Genomic DNA, 22,895 nt, shown 5'->3' on the forward strand with positions numbered 1-22,895 from the left:
CTCATTCTGCTTCAATATTGCCAGTATCGCCCATCGCTGTAACGTGACGTTCTCTTAGAAAACTCCTTGATCCTATTTTAATGGAATTTTCTACTAATAACCGCTGCGGAGTATTGAGGGGATTACAGTTGGATTAACTGAAATCAAACATCAATGACCTGGCCTTCGCCTCGCGGCGTTCGACCATATATGAAACCAAGGCTCGTCTTAATGGATTTCGCTGTGACCGGGTTCACTTCTGTTGCGCGTGGGCATCAATAACACTTTGTCTTTGGCTGTAAGGCTGGTAAAAGATTGAGCTCGTATTTTTGTTCTTTCAAGATGATAAAAATATCATTTTAATGATTTAAATGACAAAAAAGATGGCTTATAAAATCAATCATGCCTAATACACCTAAGAGGTCCACATGAAAAAGTTTAATAAAGGATTAATTTCCCTTGCTGTCGGACTGACTTTATCGTCAGGCTCTACAGCTCAATCTTATACCGATACAACTCCTTATGAGTTGGTTAATGCGGATAATGGCGGCAAGGTTCAATTGCGAGATGCACCCGGAGGTTCCGGTGATATTAACGCTATAATGAACTTGATTAATTCTGCACGCTTGCCCGATGGGCTTCATAGGTCTCGATTATCAACGGGGGCCTATGCAAGCAATATCGCTCAAACTCAGGCGGTACAACAAACATTACAGCGGCTGGCTAGTGATCGCCCGGAAACCTACACTGGTACAGGAACGGTGGTCACCAGCGAAAACTTAGAACAGCACAGAAGTGCTATTGAAAGCTCAGGCGGAACGTTTGTTTTTCGCGGTACGATCCCGATTACCGGTAAAGACAAGTTGATACAAGTTGGAGAGAACACCACTGTTTGGGTTGATGGTAATGTTATTTATACGGGGCCAGTTATTGCGGGTACTGTACCCGATGAATACTCGGTATCGGATGTTGTTAACGGCGTTTTTGAAGTTAGAGGAAGTAATTCGAAGGCCACCCAGAATGTAAAAATATTTGGCACCAAGCGCGGCATTATACAAGGCAACAATCGACTGTCGGGTGTGTATGTTCGTTACGCTAAAAACTTAACGATAAAAGGGTTAAACACTGATCGTTGCCGCAATGTTCTTTTTTTAAATAACGTCTATGGCGACAGTGTGGTTAACGGAAATTTTGTTTATAACTCGAGCCGTCGAGCTGTTCACGTTAAAGCTTCGAACGGTATTACGGTTGAGAACAATTTAATAGTCGACGCCGAAGTGGACGGTATCGATATTGATGCTTACACAAAAAACTCTAACACCTTACGCAATGTCCTGCTCGACGCCGGCAGCCGGTTTATGGTGTGGACTGAAATCGCCTCGGTGGATAATGTGATCGACGGCAACGTTGGAATTCACGTGAATGACAGTGATGGAGGGTTTCAGGAGAATGGCAGCGAGTCTAATGGACAACCCCCAACAGCTCGAAATCAGTGGTTAAATAATCATATTTTTTACGCCGACTCATCATCAAACTGGAAGCAAGGGTTTTCTTTTCACCCGCACCGGGTGATTGATCGGGGCTCAGTAACGTTTGCTAATAATTATGTATGGCAAAGTGACGATGGTGCGTACAAGCGTAACCCGAAACCAGATACGACGAAGGATGTCTCTTATTATCGTTATGTGGGTGCGTCTCCGGTTGATTCTCAAATGCCTTATGTTATACACACATTGCCGGGTTTAATAGAGGCCGAGAACTTTGATGAGGGGGGTGCAGCGGACGTTGATACAACAATCAGTAACCTTGGCGGTTCCTATCGTCAGAACTCCAGTGTGGATATTCAACCGGTCGCCGATACCACTGGCGAATTCAATGTAGGTTGGATCGCCGACGGCGAACGACTTGACTATACCATTAGTTCGGTAACCCAAGGGGTTTACGATATTCATGTACGAGTTGCCGCCCCCGGCAATTCGGATGGTAAGGCGATAGAGTTCTCACTCAACGGGGTATCGTTGGGTAGTACCGAAATAATGGCAACCGGTGGCTGGCAAAAATGGCAGACCATTACTTTAAATAGAGTTGAATTAGCGGCGGGAAACAATCAAACATTACGCCTGATTATGAAAGGAGGTGATTTTAACCTTAATTGGATAGAGTTTGTTCCGAGCCAGAACGAGGCTCCCTCGTCATTCAGTGTAGAGGCGGAAGCTTTTTACCGTACCGGTGGTCCGACGGAAGGATTTCAAACCTATACAACCGGTGACAATATAGGCGCCATTAATTTTAACCAGCGCGGTGACTGGGCCGATTATCAGGTTGATGTACCCGAAGCCGGAGATTATCAGTTACAGGCGTGGCTTGGTACAACACAAAACGGCGGCGCTATTGAGATACTCATTGATGGAGTTTCTTATTTAAAACAAACAGTGCCAAACAATGGGAGCTGGAATGAATTTTCACCGTTAAGCCCAGAGGCCCCTATCCCTTTTGCGGGGGGAGCACACACAATTCGTGTGCAAAGCTCCGGGAATTCAGAATCCACCTGGGAGTGGAATGCAGATCGTTTTGTGTTTACTCGTCATAAATAAACCAGACTCCCGCTATTATTAGCGCTTATGGTTAGCTCAGAAATAGCCCGAGGGTGTGATCTTGCCCCAACAAAACGGACACATCATAATCTCAATATTCCATGAGCTCATACTCTATCGGGGGTCAATACCCAATCCTCGATTGAAACTGTAATCCCCCCGATAATCCAAAGCTGTTTAAAATGGGGGGATTACACAGACACCAAGTTACCGACCGACAAATCAAAATACTCTTGGCGCAAGGTTCAATATAGGCGCATACGCCCGCCTTTCAAGTCAGGCGCTTAATCCAAGCCGTTTGTTTGTCGACTAGGTTACACCTAATGTAAGAATCCAGCGCTTATGCGATTCATCCAGTAAATCCGGTTTGTCAGCGAAAGGTTACTCCACCGGCTTAAATTGAAACGAATATTGGTAATTCCCGGCGTCGATTTGATACTGTGGCAATGGCGCACCTAGTGAGGTCCAGGAATCAGTTCCGCCTACACCTGATTGGATCAAATCAATATTTAACGTATTGAATCCTTGTTCGACTAAGTCGTATGGGTGATCGGCTTGATCAATATTGGCTTGAGAATATGGCCAAATTGACATACTTAACGGCTGATCACCATCAATGAGTATCCCCTCACCTGTCGCATTACTCAAAGACCACCAATCCACATCGGTCCGGTTACCATTTTCTTGTGGAACCATGTAATGATAGAACATATCTTTGCTTTTATGCTCATAGATACCAATCTCTGCACTGGCATTTCTATCAATATAATTTTCGAACGGACCGCGCCCGTAATATTTCACATTTATTAATGCTTCGTTAATGCCTGCTTGCATACCGATACGTTTAACTGATGGTAAATTCTCGTCACTATTAAAAGTAATATCGACCGTTACTTGGCCATCACCCGCAATATGATATGTATGCTTAAACGTAACAGAGTCGTCAATACCATGGAGAACCGTGACCACATAAGCGTCGTCTTCTTTTACGTAATCGAAACCCAGGAGTGATAATTTTTCACTCGCCGAATTCCAAAACGCTAAATTTTCGTGCGACACCCAAGCCCGAGCATCGTTATCCGTTTGAGGACGCCAAAAATTTGCCTTTAAGGGCGCAACGATCATCGGTTTATTGTCATAACTCAGTGATGATAACCAGCCAGAACTCTTATCGAAGGATACATCAAAGAATTGATTGGTAAAGGTTAAGGCACCTGACGTCTCCAATGCTTTAACGGCCGCTGAATTATCAGACGCGATATCTGAGCGCGCTTTATACCAAGACAATTCGAACTTCTCTTTGGCCATTTCGGCATTCGACTCTGACCAAAAAGTCGCCTGCTTCAAACGCGCCGACCATCTCACCCAGTACCGTACTCCCGGCACTGGATCAAGGTTAGGAAGATCAACGATAAGGGTTCTAGAAGCTTGAGGCGCCAGATCATCTATGGCTACCTCTTCCGTCGCAATCGTACTGTCATCTGCCATCAAGCTCCAAGAGAAGCTATAATTTGAGGCGTCACTATGGAAAAGTCGATTGGTAATTTTAACCTTACCCGCATCGGCATTATCTGTCTCAAATTTAAATGGTTGAAATATATACTTGGCATGATATAGCTCAGGGGTTGGATTGCCGTACGAATCCACAATTCCGTTTTGATTAAACGCGTTTGAATTAGGCACATCGCCAAAATCCCCACCATAAGCCAAATATTTTGTACCATCTTCGAGCTTATGCTCTAATCCCTGATCCATCCAATCCCAAATAAAACCACCGATAAGGTTGTCTCGCTCCCAAATCAGATCCCAAAACTCGTCTAAATTTCCTAATGAGTTTCCCATGGCATGAGAATACTCGCACATTAAAATAGGGCGGTTGATATTGGGGCTTTCAGATAAGCCTTTTAAATACCCTATACTCGGGTACATACGGCTAATGACATCAACGTAAGGCGGGTCTGTCGGGTTTGCCAATGGGGTATGACGACCTAGCGATTCTAGGGTCTCAGGAATCCAGTACCATGTCTTAGGTGGCTCGATAAAATCCGGATGGTTTGGAAGACCCTGAGCACCTTCATAGTGAATAAAACGAGTCGGATCATAATCTTTTATCCAGTTCGCCGCCGCTGCATGGGCTGGCCCCATGCCCGACTCATTCCCTAATGACCACGAAATAATTGATGGGTGGTTTTTGTCCCTGCGCACCATGCGCATGATTCTATCCATAATAGCTGGAACCCACTTGGGATCATTTGAGAATTGACCACCGAACATATGGCTTTCCACATTGGCCTCATCCATGACATACAAACCGTACTGGTCAGCAAGCTCAAGCAAATATGGATCATTTGGATAGTGAGCGGTACGCACGGCATTAAAATTATTCTGTTTCATCATTCGTAAATCACGCTCTAAATCAGACCGTGTTAAGGCCTTTCCGCGCACCGCATGATGATCGTGACGGTTTACCCCAATAAGCTTTATACTTTTACCGTTTATAAGTAGTTGCCCGGCCTCCCGGTTTATCTCAACCTCTCTAAAACCGATACGCTCGCTCTTTGCTTCCACAAGATGATTCTTGTTGTCGTAAAGCGACATAACTACTGTATATAAATTGGGATTCTCAGCACTCCATAAATCAGGATTACTTATTTTGATATTAAAAATATCGAATTGAATATTCTCACGCTGAGGATATTGCTGCATAATTTTATCAGCATCGACCACCACCGCTTTATCTAATACAGGTTTATTGTCTAGATAAAGTTGACTCTCCAAACGCCAACCTTTTAACACACTATTATCGGTACTCGTTAAGAAAGGACGTATTTGTAAATACGCGGTTTTATAATCATCCGTAAGTTTCGTACGAGCGAAAAAATCTTCAATGGCTACCTTTGGCCGGGCAAGCAGCAACACTTCGCGATGTATGCCACTCAACTTCCACATATCTTGACCTTCTAAGTAGCTGCCATCACTCCATCGCATAACCTGCAGGGCTATTTTATTTTTACCCGTAGAAACAAACTCGGTAACATCAAACTCTGCGGGCAGCATACTGCCCTGACTGTAGCCTACTTTTTTACCATTAACCCATACATAAAATGCTGATGAAACACCGCCAAAATGAAGTATGACTTGCTCGCTCTCCCAACTCTGCGGCAAATCAAAATAACGGATATATTTGCTAACAGGATTGGCCCTGGAAATTAAAGGCGAGGTATCCGGAAGTGGATTACCTGTTTTATTTGAGTAAAAAGGTTGGTGTGTATTGGTATAAAACGGAATATCAAATCCAAATAATTCCACATTAGACGGCACCGGCAAGGTTTGCCAATCGGAATCATCAAAACTTGTTGCGACAAACCCCTGGTCTATCTGCTCATCGTCGTACTGAAACTTAAACTTCCAGTCGCCATTTAAGTTTAAATACTGACTGCGTCCTCTATCAAGACTCAATGCGTCATTAATAGTCTTATAAGAATAGGGAAGACTGCGAATCGGCATTCGATTGCGTGATACAACCTCAGGGGTTTCCCACTCTTTTGTCGTGTATTCACTGTTTGTTGCAGAAGGTGTGGCTTGTTGAGTTATTGAGCAGCCCACCAGCAAGATCATCAGGAAGAGACATGAACAGCATTTAGCAATATATGTACGTAACATAGTGTTATCCAATACCTGTAATTATTCATACCACCGCTTCAACACTAAAACGTATCACTTTTGGCTGAAGCGGCAGCTATTGATCTTAAAGCTATTGCGAAATCACCGTCCCTATTACCCTGAAAATATTCCAGGAGGGCTTTTCACTCCACGTCAAGTGGCAGGTTTCGTCAGCACAATGGACCAAGATTGTTTTAAGTGCCTAGTTCAGTGATCAACGTCAAAATGACTACCTGATCGAGTTCAAGGGGCAAATCTACTTGGGCTCGCCCCCCCATAAACTGATAAAAATCGCACCCTAAAGCCCTTGCAGTTGTGACAGCGGTTTATTATGGTTGTAGACATTATACAATATAATCATGTCCAAACATAACGATGCAATAACATTATGGCCATAACCTATTTTCTTGTTCAGGCTCGACAAAAGCCGCTATTTTTTGCTCTTCTTCTCTGCCTGTTAGGTGGCTGCTATCACCTAGCCGAACCGCAACCTTTTACGGTAACGCCTGCGGCACCTTATACGCTCACCCGGGATATAAGCGACACGCTTACCCAGCGCTTGACAATACAAATAGAAAACCCCGCCAACTACGCCAGCGTTAGTATCTACACTAAAGACTCCATGCTGGCAGAAAGCCTGGATATACCCGCCAGCGGTGAACAAATTTTAAGTGTGTTGGTGCATTTTGATGCCCTGGGACTCACCGAGATAACACTAGCGGCCAATAACGCTTCGTTAAACATCAATAGTTTTACACTGGAGCCGGTTGACTCGCTCGCCATACCGCGCTTTACGGACATCACCAAGCAAGCGGGCATGGACCAGGTAAACTCGCTCAAATATGGCGGCCCCACCATTGCCGATATTGATACCGATGGCGATTACGATTTTATTGTGAACAATCACAATGATGCGTCCAGCAAGTTGTACTGGAACAACGGCGACGGCACCGTGACCAAACACGGTACAAATTTAGCCCGCTGGTTTATGCACGATTTACACGGCACCTCACCTGGCGACTACGACAAGGATGGCGATTTAGACATTGTGGTGACCCAGGGCGGGGGCAATGGTATTAACCCCTCTAAGGCAAATTTTTATCACAATAACAGCGGGGCTTTGGTGCTATACACCGGAGATGTAGGTATAGACAAAGGCGGACGCGGACGCGGCGCCCGCTGGTCAGATATGGACATTGATGGCGACCTGGATTTACTGCTGTTCAACGAAACCAGCCTATACGGCGATAAACCCCAGCATTTTTTTTACGAAAACCTAGGCGATGGTCACTTTGAGCGAAAATCCGTTCCTGGTATTCAAGAGGTGCACCAATCGCGTGTGCTGTTAACCGATTTTAATGGCGATGGTATTGACGATTATGTGATGTATGGGCCATTGAGCCTATGGCAAGGCAATGGCGATTTCACGTTTACCGATGTCACTGCTAAAGTCCCTGAGGCAGTCGCTGACTTAACGGGCATTATGGCCGTAACCGATGTTGATATAGATAACGATGGGGACCTCGACCTATACTTGGCGCGCGGCAAAGCGTTTGAAGGAGGTAGAGGCGAACCACCTTCGGTAGACTTTGACCCTTTACGGAAAATATTTGCCATAAAACCGCGGGGATATCGGGGCGTAGATAGCTTTTCCTATTCAGCGGATGGCCCGGTAGAATTTTCTGACTACTACTTTTTAGCGCAAGGCCTACAACGCGGAAAAGACTACCCCATGTTCCTGGGGCGTGACAAACAATCCACTGTACTGCAAATGGGACAAAATTGGACACTAAACCCAAATCAGGCCGAAGGCTGGCCCGATGATATTTCAGAGAACGGCATGTACTTTGGCTATGTGGGCAATGGCCAATGGAAAGCCGCACTGGTCCGCAATAGGGATGATTTTTGGGGGTTTAAATTTACCCTTACGGGCGTAACGGACGTAGCAACCGACTTTACCCCGCAAAACCGCAACGAGGCCGATATTTTACTGCGCAACGATGGCGACCGCTTTGTGAATATTTCCACCGAATGGGAAATCCCGCCGGGCACCAATTCTTTAGGCGTAACCCGGGGTGATTTTAACAACGACGGCCACCAGGACATTTTTGTTAACCGCTGGGGCAAAGTCTATGGCAAAACTTCTGACTACCTATTGCTAAACACAGGCCAAGGCAGCTTCGACACCGTGACTATGCACGGCGCTAACGATATTGGCGGGCCCGGCAATGGCGACATGGGGCAGGCATTTGACTTTAACCTAGACGGCAGCCTGGACCTTTTACTCGGTAATGAAGGCGGACAGTGGTACCTATACCAAAACACGGCGACAAACGCCGGCAACTACAGCTTAATTGAGGTAGGTTACTCCCCCGAGCATCACATCGATCCGATGGGTGCCTATGTAACCCTGCACACGAAAGATCACAGTTATCGCCAACGGGTCGGCTCTGCCGGAGAAATTTTCTCGCAAAGCTTACTTAACATTGTGCATTTTGGTCTGGGTTCGCAGAACACTATAGAGAAAATAACCATCACCTGGCGTAATGGCGAGACCGTCGAATTTTCGACCCCAAAAATCAACACACGTCTTTCTTCTGATCGACTGCCACCCACCGATATTAATCTGGGGCACGAAACGCTACAACTTAGAACACAAACTAGCTACCCGCTACAGGCACGCTTTTCACCTGAACACGCCGATACCCGCCTGAAATGGCACTCAGATAACGCCGCTAACGTCAGTGTGAACCAACAAGGGGTGATAAAAGCCGTCGGCGACGTAGGCGAGCAGGCCACAATTACCGCGCAAAGCCCGGCTAACAACCTGAGCGACTCGGTAGACATTTCCATTGTTGATTGGCATCCCGTGGCGGTAGAGTCGGTCACCATTGGCAATAATCCCGCCCCACTCTACACCGGACAAAAGCGCCGCGTAAAGGCTATAGTGCAACCGCTCCATGCCGATAACCCGCGCGTGCAATGGGCCAGCACCAATCCACAAGTGGCGAGCGTTAACTCACACGGCGTAGTGACCGCACTCAAGTCCGGCCGCGCCACAATCACCGCCAAAGCCGAACAATATGACACAGTGAATGACAGCGTTACGCTGCAAGTGGATGACTATCGCGAAGGTCACATCACCATTCAAAACCGCGAACGCTGGGCCAACCAGCCCATTGTGATTGGGCAACCGATTGAACTGCAAGTAAGCTACGATGCCGGCTCTGGCGAACAGGTAATCTCCGCCGATGAAGGCGGCCTGCGTTTCTGGTTGCGGCATTTTAAATCCCGTTGGATTCCGGTCAAAGATGTGGTGAAGGTAGACGCGAGCGCACTGCATAAACAATCGGGCGAATCGGCCGAAAGCTTCAGCACCCTAGGGCTAACCCCTACCGCCGAGCTACCCGAGGGTCACTTTTATCAACTGCGCGCCTCGTTTACCGCCAGCGACGGTAAAAACTATAACGCCACCATTGATGAGATAAACCTGGTGGCTCCAAACTAAAAACCCAACCTGGCATGAAGCCCCCCCGGGCCTTTTCGCACTGGCCCGGGGAGGCAAGAATTCTGTGTCTTTACTATCGAGTTAAATTTTATAAGCTTATCAAGAAGTGTTCACAAAAGTGGACAAGTTCACCTAACACCGCACTTTGCGGCTGTTTTGTAGCGCCAGCAGAAAAGCAGTCCGCCAACGGCGCACTGTTACAGATTGCCTCATTTGTAGCACTTTGCTACAATCAGACCAAATCTACGTTGGAGGTACAAATGGCTACTAACAGCATACGCTTAGATCAAAACCTTATTGAAAAAGCCACGATCATAGCCAAAGCGCTTAACCGAACCCCGCCTAAGCAAATAGAACATTGGGCGAAAATCGGCGAGATGATGGAGGATAACCCCGATTTACCCTACGAGTTTGTGAGGCAGGCCATCCTCGCTCAGGCAGAGCGGGACGCCGGAAAACTAGAGGCCTATGATTTTGGTTAAGGCCACGAGTGTATTACAAACTCCTACATTTAAAAAAGCGGTAAAAAAACTCAATCCCAACCAGAAAAAAGATCTTGATCGGGCCGTTGAAAAGCTAATGGTCAACCCCAGCATTGGCGAGCAGAAGAAAGGCGACCTGACCTTTCTACGAATTCATAAATTCAAAATGAACAAGCAGCCCACCCTGCTGGGTTACAGCTTCGACGATGGCGCTCTTGTCCTTGAATTAATGGCCCTGGGCTCACACGAAAACTTCTACCGTGATATGAAACGTAAGAAATGACGTTGTAATGCCAATAATAAGCGGCCCCCGACTAGGGCGTCCGGTGGCGGCCGCAGGCCGGCACGAACTTGATTGACTGGTTAAATGTCGTCACGCCATTCTCTGTGCTTGCGCACACCCCTGTACTCAAGCCATGGGGCGTCATGTGAAACCCAAATATGAGCCTCTGGCCTCAATTCCGGATCAACGTCCAAAGTAGCGACCCGAACGATTACATGTGGCTGCGCCGGCCTCTCTGCGACCAAATGAGACCCACAGCATTTGCAAAAATGACGCAATTTCCCTGGCGAGGACTCGAACGTTGAAATGGAACCTGCACCCTTGAGCCAGCGGAAATTCTCGCGCTTTACGCCAGCCGTAGAGGAAAACGGAGCAGCGTGGGCTTTACGACAAGTTTTGCAGTGGCAATACACAATGGGCATATCCACAGAATCTATTTCGTAACCTATCTCGCCACACAAACAGCTTCCTTTCATATTTATGATGTTCCTTCAGTGCTCTGGCACACAACTCTGCCAACACGCGCAGCTTTGTAGTGGAGGCAAAGCCTCAGCAGAAAAGCTGTCGCTGTGCTTGGCCTGGTTACGACTTGACGCGCTTAGAGTGCTTCTTGACCACCAAACCATAGGACTCATTCAGCAATGGTACCAAGCCTCTAAAAACGGATTCGTCGGGATTGAGGATACACACCCAAGACATCCATGCGTACACCGGATGCGGCAAGAGTGTGTTGAGTTGGGTAAAGTCATGCCCCGTATCAACCACTCCACCAGCGGCAGGCCTAGCGGGCCTTTCCCCCAATACTCTTTCAAATGACGGTTTACTTACGCCAAAGTTGAAGCGATAAACTCCATCACGACCGAGTTTTGAGGCCTTATCATTGTCCCCGTCTTTGTCTTTGAGTGTTGCGAAATACACTCCTCGTGGAAGTCGCCCGTCAGGATTATAGAAGAATGACTGCTCACCCCAAGCATCGACTGCAACCAAGCCACTATATTGATCAAGGATGTAGTCCGAGATTTCCTTTGTCAGCACGTTGTCTCCCTTAGTCATAACAGTGTATTGAGCAGAATTTCGTTTATACAACATAAATTCACGCTTCTTTTTATCTATTATTTCCCCAAAACATTATTAATGTTCAATGGATTAAGACACCTTTTTGTACGTTTTATCACCGTTAAAAAGTACGAAAAGGAACAATAAAGCCCCTTCATTTCGGGGCTCATAAAAACCCACCCTTGCGTTTATGTGCCATTGTATTTTTATACCGCTATATCATTCAGCGAGACGTTGAAAACTTGAATTATGGCGTTGCAACACGCCCCAAAAGGTACCTACCGTGCTCGCACCCAATGCGGTCACGGCCATGCTGAATCAACTGAAAGGTAGGTATTGGCTAATCACCGCTTTACTTTACGGTTGCGGGTTTCTTATGCATGAACCCCTTTCTCTTCGAATCAAAGATTTAGACCTTCAGAATCACTCTATTTTTATTGTCCGAGGTAAGGGCCGTCAAGACCGCTACACATTATTGCCTGCGGCATTGGTCTTTCCGATTCAGCACCAAATACGGCAGCACTTTAACCGATTTCGCTTGGCAATATCTCGTTCCCTCGACAACTCGCTGTCAGCATCTCTATGACGGTAATATTTGCCGGCAGGTTCAGCCTGCCCTCTCATCCCATGATGTTGAGTTTATACGCAGCGCCCTCCCTGGCGCTTAGTAAATACTTTTTTAGTGTGCTCTACTATTTGTTTTCAGTAGCACTGGGTACAGAACTAAATTCACCTAGCTGGCCCTGCTCGTTAAGGGTGGCGATACGTAGATTGCTTGCGTTTTTCCATTGATCTCCCTCAACCGTAATAAAAGGAGAATAAGCCAAGCTGCTATCCATTGATAATGCTTCACCCTCTTGGCTGGTTGCTTCAATACGGTAACCCGTTGAGCGACGCACAGGTGTTAATTGAATAAGCAAACCTGTCTCGGTTGTCAGTGCCAATGTATTTTCTGGCGGCAACAAACCGTCTAGCCCCTGCAAAACCACTTTACGAGTTGGGCTCCAGTCACTGTCGATGGTACCCGTGATCAAACGCCTTAACTGAAAGTAATGCGTAGCACCGGATTTGATGGCTGGCACACGAGTAGCCCCACGGGTTTGAATGATGTGCTTATGAGTGTACTCCCCTGGTTTTAAGCCGTATCGAATTTCAAAACCGAAATCCTGTTTGTCCACAGAAAAACCAATATGAAAGGCGTCGCGCTTGCCTTCGGTGGCCCAGATAATCGGCGGTAATTCATTGGGTGCGGTGCTTACTTTAACGGGTGTGTCGCTGTATTGGCTTTTCCCCGAGTCATTAATGGCAATGAGTTGCAGATCATATTCTGCTTGTGGTTCCAGGCCGCTGACTTCTGCAAAACTATTAATAGTGGCCTTACCTTCAATCACTTTACCATCAGCGGCTGTGGCAATAAGTTGATACTCACGTGCAAGGGGCGAGCGCTCAAAGTGCACACGAATAGTGTCGATTGACACATAGGTACTGTTAATTTTTGCTGCGGGCGCAATACGTTTGTCGTAACGTATCTCGTGAGCCACATAACCTTTAGGTGCTAATAATGACACTTTCAAAGTGGCGTAATCACCAGAGTACGGTACAGTGTAAGACGGTGCGGTATCGCCGGGGTTTAGGCTTGGCAGCGCAAACTGGCCGATCGCCTGGCTTTCACCCTGATCGTTAAACGCCTGCCAAACGACACGGTAACCTTCCATTGTGTAGGCAGGAAAGCTGTCTAAGCTGCGCGAGCGAATGTGAATCTGGGTTTGCCCTGAGCGGCTATCAAGGTCGAAAACCTCTAACGGTGAATAAAAGTTTTGCAACTTGGTAAACGACCGTTTTTTGTTGCGGTAAGAGGTGAGTACACCCCAGGCACGGTTCTCAGAAAAGTCCGTTGTCCAGCTTGGCTTTTCGTCATACCAGGTGCTGCGATAGTCATTGAAGGCAAAGTGTGAGGTGCCAATTAAATAAGGGTATTGACGCAGCGGGCCCATTAACGCTTCTACGTCGAGTACGGATTCGTTCGGGTCCACACCGTCCAATTGGGTGCCAATTTCTGAAAAGAATATGGGTTTTTCGGGGTAATAGGAATCTACTACTTTTAAGCGCTCTTCATGGTCATTGTATTTGTTGAACATGACGATGTCAGAGAATCGGGATGGATCATCTTTTTGATAGTCGGCTGAATACGAAATGTAAACAGCAAGGCGGCTGGGGTCGAGCTCTTTGGCGTGCTTAATGGCACCTTCCACGTATTCCATAACTTTCGGGTTTTTCGTCAGGTCCCCAATTTCGTTACCGACACTGCGAGCAACCACAGAAGGATGGTTGTAGTTATCAGATACTAGGCGCTCGAGCCATTCCTTAGGCAGAGGGTGGTCAGGGTCAACGAGAGAGTCTTTACCCCATAGAGCTACTTCTTCAACCACAAGGAAGCCGACTTCGTCCAGGTAATCTAAGTATTCTTTCGGCAGTGCTGGGCCCGACAAACGCGCAAAGTTAGCGTTGAGGGATTTAAGTAAATCCACATCTTCTTTAATGCGCGATAAAGGCAGGGCGTTACCGTCAAAGCGATCTTCCGGCACCATATTCAAGCCCACTAAACGCACTTGCTCGCCGTTTAAGTAGAACTTGCGATCTTTGACTTCCACCTTACGAATACCAAAACGGTCTTTGTACTGGTGAACCGCTTCGCCATCAATACGCAATGTGGTTTTAATGTGATACAGGTTAGGGTCGTTAAAATGCCACAAAGCGACTTGCTCTGCTGCGAGCACTTGTTGTTTCTCAAGCTCGGCACTCTCACCGGCGGCGATGGTTAGCGCTTTTTCGCCTGGGTAGTGAGCAACGAGCTCGCCGTCGCGCATTACGCTAAAGTCGGCCGTCACGCTCACGGGGTTTTCGCTAAGGTTGGCCAAAAAAGCTTTCAGATTGATATTGGCGCTGCCTGTGTCAAGATTCGGCTGCGCATTTACATACACCTTACTGATATGAGTTTGTGGGCGTATATCGAGGTAAACGGGTCTGCGTATACCGCCCCAATTCCATACTGCACCGCGTCTGAAGCGGTTATTCGCTTTGACGATTAGGGTGTTGCTAGAACCGAGTCTAAGCTGATTGGACACGTCAAAATCAAACGCCATAAAACCCAGTTTATTGTCACCTAGATACTGACCGTTGAGCCAGACTTCAGCGTCGTGGTAAACACTGTCGAAAACCAATCTTACTTGCTGGGCCCGCCAGCTTTTATCGGCTATAAATTCAGTGCGGTACCAGGCGTCGCCCATGTAATCGCTGTAGCGATCATAAGTATCCCAAACGCCCGGCACGGCAATTTCGTCCCAGTTGCTAGTGTCTGTTTGCTCTTGCCACCACTGTTCGTCACTGGCGCGCTTATACGGATCAATCTGAAATTGCCATTGTCCTGCTAGCGACACTCGAGCGTCGCCAAGTGCGTTCGTAACTTGTTTATCTGGCTGATTGGCGCAGGCCTGTAGCAAGCCAATGAATAAAATTGAGACAAAAAACGCGCGAAGGCGAGGCGGCACAAACATAATCATATCCTGTGAAAGTTAAAGCACTCTCCCTTAGTGTGCTGAAACGCAAAAAATGACACCCCTGTCATGTTAATGTTGGCATTCAGTAGCGCCGTTTAGCCCTTATGAATCAAATAGGTCTAAGGCCTGATGGCGGGCTGTTCAGCGGGTACACTATAATTAGTGGCTCTCGAAATGAGTTATTTGCAATGGAAAAGCCGACAGTCGGGCCCCATACAATACCGTAGAAGATTTAACAGAATTTGGTCACCCACCGGACAACCCCGGGGGCGGAACTGGCCTACCACCCGTTATTTGGTGGTTTTTAGTCATCGCGACTAACGCCGCAATCGCCTTCAGATGCTTCATTACCCCTAATTCCCCGCTCAAACCACCAGCGTTGCCTTTCAAACCCCCAGAGCTATTCTCCGCCCCCCCAAAGGCAGCATGGTTCAGGTGCAACATTCGGATTCCTGTCCAACCGCGCCTGAAATGCATCAGCAAGTCGTGTTTCAGCCAAGAAGTGCAGCAATCAATGGGCGGCCTCGATTTACAAATGGCTACGCACTTTTCTGCCTTCTTATTTTCTTAGGCGGCTGCTTACTGGCGAGCGCTTCACGCTCGGTCTTGATCTTTTCCAGCAAGGCCTCGGCGCTGTTTTCTCCACTTATCAACCCTGGATTTGCGGCACGTCAGTCGTCGGCCACTGCCTCGCGGTAGGAGTAGGTATAAACAGGTTTACCAAAAATTTCACTCGTATGTTTAGCCGGTGTGGCGGTTAAACCGATTTTAACGGCATCAAAATATTCCAGTACACGACGGTAGCTGGAAAGGTACTGGCTGGCGTCGCGCGTGGCCAGCTCACCCTCGGTCATTTCCTGATCCAGCGTATAGCCGCGATGAGCTTCGTCGACAATAATACAGTCAAACTGATCCACCGGTGGTGGATTGTCATTTATAGAAACCCGCTTAACCATGGCCTGCACGGTGGCCACCTGCACGCGGGTTTCCGCCTCGGCAGCCATATCGCCTAGCTCGGCCACGTTATAGATTTTAGACAGGGTGTGATTTTGCTCCAGCGGCGCTTCATTAAAGGCGTCTATGGACTGCTGCCCCAGCGCGGAGCGATCTACTAAAAACAAAATACGCTTAAAGCGCTCGGCTTTTAAAAAACGGTACATTAAGCCAATAATGGTGCGAGTTTTACCCGTGCCTGTAGCCATGGCCAAGAGCGCACTGCGTATTTCTTTGGCCAGCGTATTCTCAACGGCGGTAATAGCCTGCTGCTGGTACTCGCGAAGCTTTAGGTAACCGAATGGCTCGGCCTGTAGTTTTTTCTGAGCGTCTACTTTACTGCGTTTTAATCTATCAAGCAGCCCATCCGGAGTGTGAAACTTTTGCAGCGCGACCTTGGTGTTGGAGGCAAGCCGTACATCGCGGAACCAAGTGCCGGACTGCTCGGCCAATTGCGGCACGTAGGGGCGACCATTGCAGGAGTACACAAACGGTATTTTGTAGTGGCCCTCGGCCTCATCGGGCCAGGCAATGGTTAAACCGGCCAGCTCCCATGCGCCCTGCATGGCAGGCGCTAAATGAAAGCCTCGACTGTACCGTTCGGCCTGGGGGATTTTACCCGCGACGTTGGTGTTCTCTTTTTTGGCCTCCACCACCGCCATAGGTATTAGACCTGCGAACAGTACGTAATCTGCCCTGCCCTTTTGGCCGTTTAGCTCGGTAGGCCACTCGGCAATAGCGATGTTTTTGCCTTTTTCAGGTCTTGCGCCTTTTTGGAAGGTCTGAGCCTCGCTATCGGCTTGCCAGCCCGCCTCGGTGAGGTGCTGATCGATCCAAATACGGGTTAGAGCTTCATCCAACACAATATGCTGGGTTGCAGCCTGAGTATTGCGGTTACGTGTTTGGCCCGGGGAACTTTGAGCTTTTTCGTCCTGCGCTGATATTTGTGCTTGCAGTGCTTTAATTTTGGCTTCGTAGTCTTGCTGCTGTTGGTTAATGGCCCTCTCATGTGCTGCGGCTTGTTCGGCCAGCGCGCGGGACTCTTCATCCATAGAGTGGGCCAACGCTTCGTACTAATCTTTTTCTTGGGCGATAAGTTCATTTAGCTGCTTACTGGAGTTAAGGTCGATATTGGCCTGCTGTAAATCTCCCTTAAGCGTACTGATTTCGCTTTGCAACTTGCGCAGCTGTTCATTGGGGTCAGCCGGAGCCACAAAGGGGCCGGGCTTAAAGCTGGTGCCCTGCTTACCAAACGACCGATGAAACCAAATAGCCAGCTTACGGGCCACGACCAAACCGTTAATGGTTCTTTCTGCTGGGTTTTAAATTGATGTGTGGCTTTGTTGCCTTCAATACGAAGGGTATGAAAAAGCTCCCGCACCACCGGCTCGAACTTGAGCTCACGACTTAGCCGGTAGAGCAAATCAGCCTGCGAAGTTTGCTCATCAAAGTTCACACCGGTCAAGGCAGCAATGTGTTGGGCTAGAGCCTCGCCTAATTGACGCAGCTTAATCAGCGTGGCGTTAGGGTCACTTATAAAAGCGCGCTCAGCGGCAAAGGCAAGCTCAACGAATAGAGATTCGTGTTCGGCAAGAAAGTCAAAGTTACTGACTTGGCTTGAAGATGTCATTTATTAGAAGCTCCGTTTCCTCTTTTTAGCCTGGAATGCTGCTTAACTACCACCGAAACCAGCCCACTAACCGACTGTAAAGCATAACACGACCATTACTAGAGCAAGAAACGCTATAAAACCGCTATTTTAAGAACGGCTGTAACCATGGCTGGCCTTTTCTGAGGCGATAAAGGCAATTCTATTGAGCTTTATGACAGCCAATTCTTCAGAGTAGAACTCTACGGTGTAGAATAAATACGACAACGTAAGCCGTACTATTGGTGATATAGCAGTAGATTTGGCGTTTATTCATTTAAAACAACAATAAACGAACCTTAGCCTAGAACAAACACCCGAAAAGTTGCCACATAGCAACTTATTGAGGAAGGCGACCGCCTTTATTGTGCAATATTGCCATGTGGCAACTATTATCCATAGACATACAGCCAGGCCGCCTATAAAGTTGCCATATAGCAACATATAAACAATCAGACACTAAGCTAACGCCCATTATGCAGGTATTCATCGAGACCATTCGCCTTCACCCTCTACGCGCCTCATTGGGAGCCATTGAACCGCCCGACAGCGCCATAATCGATTTGCTGAGACAATACGGGCCTTCTGCCGCTCCACCTTTGGTCGTGCGGCCCATGGCTGAGGACCGCTGGGAACTTCTCTCGGGCGAAAAGTATTGGTTAGCCGCCCCACTGGCTCAAGTAGAAGCATTGACGGCTGAAGTCCGGAAGCTGGACGATGACGCGGCATTAGAGCTTGTTCAGACCGAGATCAGGCTATTAAACCCCAGACACACCGGGTCGGTGTTGAACACTGCCCGGGCTGCTGTAGAAGCTAAGAATAATCACGGCACCACTTATCGCGCCTATGCCAGACAAATCGGTATGAGCTATAGCGCACTGTCACATCTAATCCGGCTACTGAGTTGCTCGCCCGGGTTAATCGCTTTGCTGGATTCCCACCAAATAAGCTTGGGCAAAGCAAAGGTTTTAGCGCGGCTCTCAAAAGGCGATCAATTGAAATTGCTTAACCAAGCCAAACAAAACAGCTTGACTGTGCGTGACGTGGAAAAACTGGTGGTCGGGGAGTACACCCCTTCTCGCTCAGAAACTGCCCCCGCAGAGTCAAACGCGGAGGCGTCGGATATGTCTAAGATCGCTGAGCAGATTTCCAACCAATTAGGTGCCCCAGTTACCGTGAAGTGGTCTGACGGTATCGCTCAGCTCAATATTACCTGTCACGGACTTGATGTGTTTGACGGGGTGTTAGAGCGCCTAGGGGTCACCTTAGAGCTGTAAAAGGGGGAAACTTTTTCCCACTTCCGATAGGGATATCTCTTTATATTTCAGTCACTTACAAACATTATCCCACAAATTCCCGCCCCGGGAATTTACGTGGCCGTTTGTGCCTTACCATCCTCTAAATTCTCATAAAGGAAAAAGTTTCCCCAATAAAATTGAGAAAAGTCAGACAGATCAAGGAGTTAAGAGATTTAACATAGAGATTCCCGAGGCGGGAATTTTCTGAAAAGTAGCCCTACCCGCTTGGCGGGTAGGGGAAGGAGTTACTTCTTTTCGACCTTTAAACTTTTGATGATGTGGTTTACAAGGTCTTCGACTTGACTGTCTTTAACACCTACCAACTCAAGCTTAGTGGTGCCCGAAGAGGTAATGCTGTGCTTTACAGCGACCTTTCCTGATTGAGACTCGTAACGAACGGGTTGCTTTTTTGTGGGCTTGAATTGCTTGCCCCGCACCGAGCTTTTTAACCGCTTAAGGATTTCTTCTGCATCTAACACGGACTCGACATCGTTGGCCGAGCGGCGTTCTTTTAACAGTGACTTGGCCTCATTTAAAACACTGCCGGCATCTCGGCGCATCAGTTTTTGGACGGTTTCACCATAGGACAAAGGCATATCAGACGGTGAACGTAGAATGCGCACAAATATTTCATCAAGCTCGACACAAGCTTTGTACCGGCTGATATGGGAGGTGCTAATTCCTTTGGCAATGCCTAGTTGGGTCCAGTTTTTGAACTCGCCCGCATCCAACTGACGCTGATAAGCTTGAGCTTTTTCGTAGGCAGAAACATCTTTATGCTTGTTTTCAATGACCGAGAGCGCACGCACATCGGCATCGGGCACATCCCCCACTAAAGCTAAAAATGGTTTTTTTACCAACTTAACACTGGCAAGGCGTCGTGAACCTTCGATCAGTTCAAAGCGCCCGTCTGCCTTAGGCCGCAAGGTACCGGGTTTTTGCTGACCATCCGCTTCTATGGATGGCAAGATATCGCCCAAGGATATGGGGTCTAAGAATTCCTGCAGACGTTCGTTTTCTGATGATACGTCCACAAGCTCGGGGTTAACTTCCTGCTGATAAAACTCTACCTTCTGTCCCGAAACTGGCATAGTTAGGACAACAGCTGCCCCGCCCTTCGCCTCGGCATCCGATAACTGCTGCTGTAAGTTAATGATTTGTTCTTTCAACTCGTCTGTAAAACGGGCCGGTCCTTTGCGCTCTCCGCTCATGGCTTGCACTGCGGGCAGTGGCCGGCGTGTCCGGGCTTTCGGCTCCGTCTGGGCTTTTTGATCGCTTCGGGCTGCACTGAGCAGCTCATCTGTGTTTCCGTATTTAGATTTCTTACTCATTGCCAGCCTCCTCTTTTGAGCTTTCGGTAACCTGCTCAAGGTTTTGCTTTATTTGTGCATTTTTTTGAAATAATTCATCCAGCTGAGCCATATGATCTGACCGGGGCTGCATGCCCCAAACGGTGTCCCAGATCGCATCGTGAATTTCGCTAAATATAGAATCAAACATTTCTACCGTCTTTTTGAGTCGTTTAGGATTGTCGGAATCCTTCGGATTCTGCTCATAAACGGAATAAGTCCGGTTAGTGGCCTTGCCCACCTCGTCGGACGAATGCACCTCGTTTATCAGCACATCGCCCCGTTCAACGTTAAAAACTTTACGAATAATGTCACTCATAAACTGAGCGTAAGAACTACCGGAGTACTTGGTGATAAAATAGCGAATATCAGGAATATTAGGCGCCTCGCCCCGTTCCAGATGCCCTTCTAAGGTTTGAGCCACTAAGTCCGTAAACTGCAATGTCGAGGCAAAATCGGGCATGCTGGCAGGGGCTGGCACAAATACCATATCGCAGGCCGATATCACGTTAAGCGTGGAAAGGTTTAACGACGGAGTGCCGTCAATAATAATAAAGTCGTAGTTTTTGCCGACTTCAATCAAGCCGTGACGCAGCTTCATAAAACGATCGGTGTAACCAATACCAGAGCGCGACAGAACCTCGGGCATGAGCTGGTCGATACTAAGGTTTTGCAGACATGCAGGTATAATGTCGATGTTGCTCCAGTAGGTTTTTTGAATAGCGTAATCGAGCGACTCCGACGCACCTGGTTCTAAGCCCGCTTCTATCAACGCTTCATCATCTTCAAGCATGAAGGGCGCGATCGTGTGCTCATACTGAACATTGTCATCGGGTCGTTTGCCGTAAAAAAAGCTCAGACTGCCCTGCGGGTCGCTGTCCACCAAAAGTACGCGGTAACCCTGTATCGCCAAATATTGTGAAAATAGATGACAACTGGTGGTCTTCTGACTACCTCCTTTCAGGTTGAGCACACCGACGACCGCTGCCGCTGTTCCCTCTGGTTTTCGGGGAGCCGTATCAAAGACGTTACGCATCAGGTTAATTTGGTTAATAGTGTATCCAGCACGCACTTTAGTTTTTGTGTCTAGTCGGTAGTCAGGTGAAGGAAGACGGCCGTCTTTCTCTGCGGCATATAAACGTGGATGAGAGATTCCGGCCATTTCAGCCGCCACCGTTGAGCCGTAGCGGCGTTTTTGTACCCGGTCGTCTACCAAGTGCTCTTTCAATGTATCAAGATCGTGTTTATCTCCCTGACTTTCTTTGACCAGTTGGGCAATCTGACGCATCATGCCTTGGCCCACATCGATAGACTCGTTAAGCTTACGTAAATTATTTTCGACATATGACAATTGTTCAGAAATATTTGTCATGTTCACACTCCGGTGTTTATTTGACGTTTTTTAATAAATAAAGAATAATTTGATTCTATCTTCACGGATCAACAATGCAAAGGCCATTTTTTTGAAAATCACCTGGAAACAAGTAGAAACTGTGATGCGAGGGCAGGGGGCTTCGGAAAACGAAGTGAACTCTCAGCGCCAGCTGTTTAATTGCACCAGCTTCCAGCTGTATTGCTTCAAAGAACTTGGATTAATAACAGAGAAAACTTTTTCTCTGTTGGACCCGAAAAATGAGCTGCGGCTCAACAGTGGGGCAGTAGACGATTTAGGGGAGTTAGATACTTACGATTTAGTGGAATATATCTCCAGCCATAAGCTAACTTATCGTCAAGCCTCCACCATCTCACCCCAGCAGATGGCTTTGTTACCCGAAGAACAAGTAGAGATAGTAACCAGGGCCTTGATCGGCAGCATAGAAGACAGCGACCCAATTCGCTATTCGCTTTCGGCTATCGTGCAGACCGGATTTCCTTACAGAGCAATTAAGGGACAGCAACATTACGAACGTCACAACGGAGATTTAACGGTTACTATGTCAGCTCCCAACGACATTGGGTTGCCTTCAGGTATTTATCCACGCCTTATCTTTGTTCACATTTGCTCTGAAATTGTGAAAAAGAAGAAAAGAATCATTGATTTAGGCCCCTCGCTTCGCTCGTTTGTGGTAGACACCATGGGGCGTCCTTGGTCCACCGGGAATAAGGGTACCGAACGAAAATGGCGCGCCTCGTTAATTTCTTTGTTAGCGACAAGTTTTACCATCTCAATGAAGTACAAGAACGAAGATCAGGAAGGTATTCTTTTAAAAAATGTTTCCATCGCTGACGATTCCAATATGTGGTGGGACAGTAAAGACAACGGCGAACTTCAGGGGGCCGAAATACATGTTTCAGAGGCCTTCGCAGATGCATTATTAAGCCACGCTACGCCGTTGGACATTAGAGCATTGCGCACCCTCTGTGGGCTGCGCTCTCCTTTGGCGTTCGATTTGTACTGTTGGCTGACGTTTAGATACTGGAAGATGGAGCAGGGCAGGCAACCTGTAGTGAGAATTTCCTGGAAGCAACTACACGAGCAATTAGG

14 protein-coding genes and 2 pseudogenes are annotated in these 22,895 nt (G+C 47.6%); 7 read left to right on the forward strand and 9 right to left on the reverse strand.

Translation table 11 applies throughout. The features are described 5' to 3' along the window. The first annotated feature begins 407 nt into the window (after positions 1 to 407). The gene (locus tag SD69_RS18295) at positions 408 to 2,573 is read left to right on the forward strand and encodes a carbohydrate-binding protein (protein ID WP_052481435.1); all 2,166 of its coding nucleotides are present in this window, start codon (positions 408 to 410) and stop codon (positions 2,571 to 2,573) included. A gap of 381 nt (positions 2,574 to 2,954) precedes the next feature. Here SD69_RS18295 and SD69_RS17755 read toward each other — a convergent pair whose 3' ends face one another. After that, positions 2,955 to 6,236 (reverse strand): glycoside hydrolase family 2 TIM barrel-domain containing protein, encoded by a 3,282-nt coding sequence (locus SD69_RS17755; RefSeq protein WP_084591704.1) that lies wholly within the window; start codon positions 6,234 to 6,236, stop codon positions 2,955 to 2,957. A gap of 388 nt (positions 6,237 to 6,624) precedes the next feature. On the opposite strand from SD69_RS17755, the gene SD69_RS17760 reads away from it, so the two are divergent. The 3 genes from SD69_RS17760 (at position 6,625) to SD69_RS17770 (ending at position 10,509) form a co-directional block, all read left to right on the forward strand. Next, positions 6,625 to 9,744, forward strand: a complete 3,120-nt coding sequence (locus SD69_RS17760; RefSeq protein WP_084591705.1) for an FG-GAP-like repeat-containing protein — start codon at positions 6,625 to 6,627, stop codon at positions 9,742 to 9,744. A 260-nt stretch (positions 9,745 to 10,004) separates the two neighbouring features. After that, positions 10,005 to 10,226 (forward strand): TA system antitoxin ParD family protein, encoded by a 222-nt coding sequence (locus SD69_RS17765; RefSeq protein WP_041525028.1) that lies wholly within the window; start codon positions 10,005 to 10,007, stop codon positions 10,224 to 10,226. Beyond that, entirely contained in the window at positions 10,213 to 10,509 is a 297-nt protein-coding gene (locus SD69_RS17770) for a type II toxin-antitoxin system RelE/ParE family toxin (RefSeq protein ID WP_232301259.1), read from the forward strand. Before SD69_RS17765 ends, SD69_RS17770 begins: the two co-directional genes overlap by 14 nt. Positions 10,510 to 10,589: 80 nt before the next feature. Here SD69_RS17770 and SD69_RS19260 read toward each other — a convergent pair whose 3' ends face one another. Both SD69_RS19260 and SD69_RS17775 read right to left on the reverse strand, forming a co-directional pair. Continuing rightward, complete coding sequence (locus SD69_RS19260; protein WP_084591706.1) at positions 10,590 to 10,985, reverse strand: GFA family protein; 396 nt, start codon at positions 10,983 to 10,985, stop codon at positions 10,590 to 10,592. A 106-nt stretch (positions 10,986 to 11,091) separates the two neighbouring features. Next, entirely contained in the window at positions 11,092 to 11,544 is a 453-nt protein-coding gene (locus SD69_RS17775) for a DUF6194 family protein (RefSeq protein ID WP_157471836.1), read from the reverse strand. A 304-nt stretch (positions 11,545 to 11,848) separates the two neighbouring features. Here SD69_RS17775 and SD69_RS19265 point away from each other — a divergent pair, with 304 nt between their 5' ends. Further along, on the forward strand, positions 11,849 to 12,151 hold the full coding sequence (locus tag SD69_RS19265) for a tyrosine-type recombinase/integrase (RefSeq protein WP_198144164.1): 303 nt from the start codon (positions 11,849 to 11,851) through the stop codon (positions 12,149 to 12,151). 1,471 nt (positions 12,152 to 13,622) lie between these two features. Here the strand turns inward: SD69_RS19265 and SD69_RS19270 are convergent. The 4 genes and pseudogenes from SD69_RS19270 to SD69_RS19105 form a co-directional block, all read right to left on the reverse strand. Beyond that, positions 13,623 to 15,125, reverse strand: a pseudogene (locus tag SD69_RS19270) (glycoside hydrolase family 2 protein); the annotation flags it as partial. A gap of 668 nt (positions 15,126 to 15,793) precedes the next feature. Continuing rightward, on the reverse strand, positions 15,794 to 17,167 hold the full coding sequence (locus tag SD69_RS17790) for a DEAD/DEAH box helicase family protein (protein WP_198144165.1): 1,374 nt from the start codon (positions 17,165 to 17,167) through the stop codon (positions 15,794 to 15,796). A 21-nt stretch (positions 17,168 to 17,188) separates the two neighbouring features. Then, complete coding sequence (locus SD69_RS19100; RefSeq protein ID WP_232301262.1) at positions 17,189 to 17,404, reverse strand: hypothetical protein; 216 nt, start codon at positions 17,402 to 17,404, stop codon at positions 17,189 to 17,191. Between the two features lie 80 nt (positions 17,405 to 17,484). Beyond that, positions 17,485 to 17,745 (reverse strand): annotated as a pseudogene (locus SD69_RS19105) (hypothetical protein); the annotation flags it as partial. A 494-nt stretch (positions 17,746 to 18,239) separates the two neighbouring features. Between SD69_RS19105 and SD69_RS17795 the strand changes: the two are divergent. Beyond that, positions 18,240 to 19,040, forward strand: a complete 801-nt coding sequence (locus tag SD69_RS17795) for a ParB/RepB/Spo0J family partition protein (RefSeq protein ID WP_041525031.1) — start codon at positions 18,240 to 18,242, stop codon at positions 19,038 to 19,040. A gap of 266 nt (positions 19,041 to 19,306) precedes the next feature. On the opposite strand, the gene SD69_RS17800 is transcribed toward SD69_RS17795, so the two are convergent. Together SD69_RS17800 and SD69_RS17805 are read right to left on the reverse strand one after the other, a co-directional pair. Further along, positions 19,307 to 20,392 carry a ParB/RepB/Spo0J family partition protein gene (locus SD69_RS17800; RefSeq protein ID WP_041525032.1) on the reverse strand — a complete coding sequence of 362 codons (1,086 nt, stop codon included), beginning with the start codon at positions 20,390 to 20,392 and terminating at the stop codon, positions 19,307 to 19,309. Beyond that, entirely contained in the window at positions 20,385 to 21,782 is a 1,398-nt protein-coding gene (locus SD69_RS17805; RefSeq protein WP_041525033.1) for an AAA family ATPase, read from the reverse strand. The genes SD69_RS17800 and SD69_RS17805 overlap by 8 nt, the downstream gene beginning before the upstream one ends. Before the next feature lie 91 nt (positions 21,783 to 21,873). Here SD69_RS17805 and SD69_RS17810 point away from each other — a divergent pair. After that, a partial coding sequence (locus SD69_RS17810; protein ID WP_157471840.1) for a replication protein RepA occupies positions 21,874 to 22,895 on the forward strand: 1,022 nt, incomplete at its 3' end.

This window comes from Gilvimarinus agarilyticus (assembly GCF_000832015.1).
Taxonomy (GTDB): domain Bacteria; phylum Pseudomonadota; class Gammaproteobacteria; order Pseudomonadales; family Cellvibrionaceae; genus Gilvimarinus; species Gilvimarinus agarilyticus.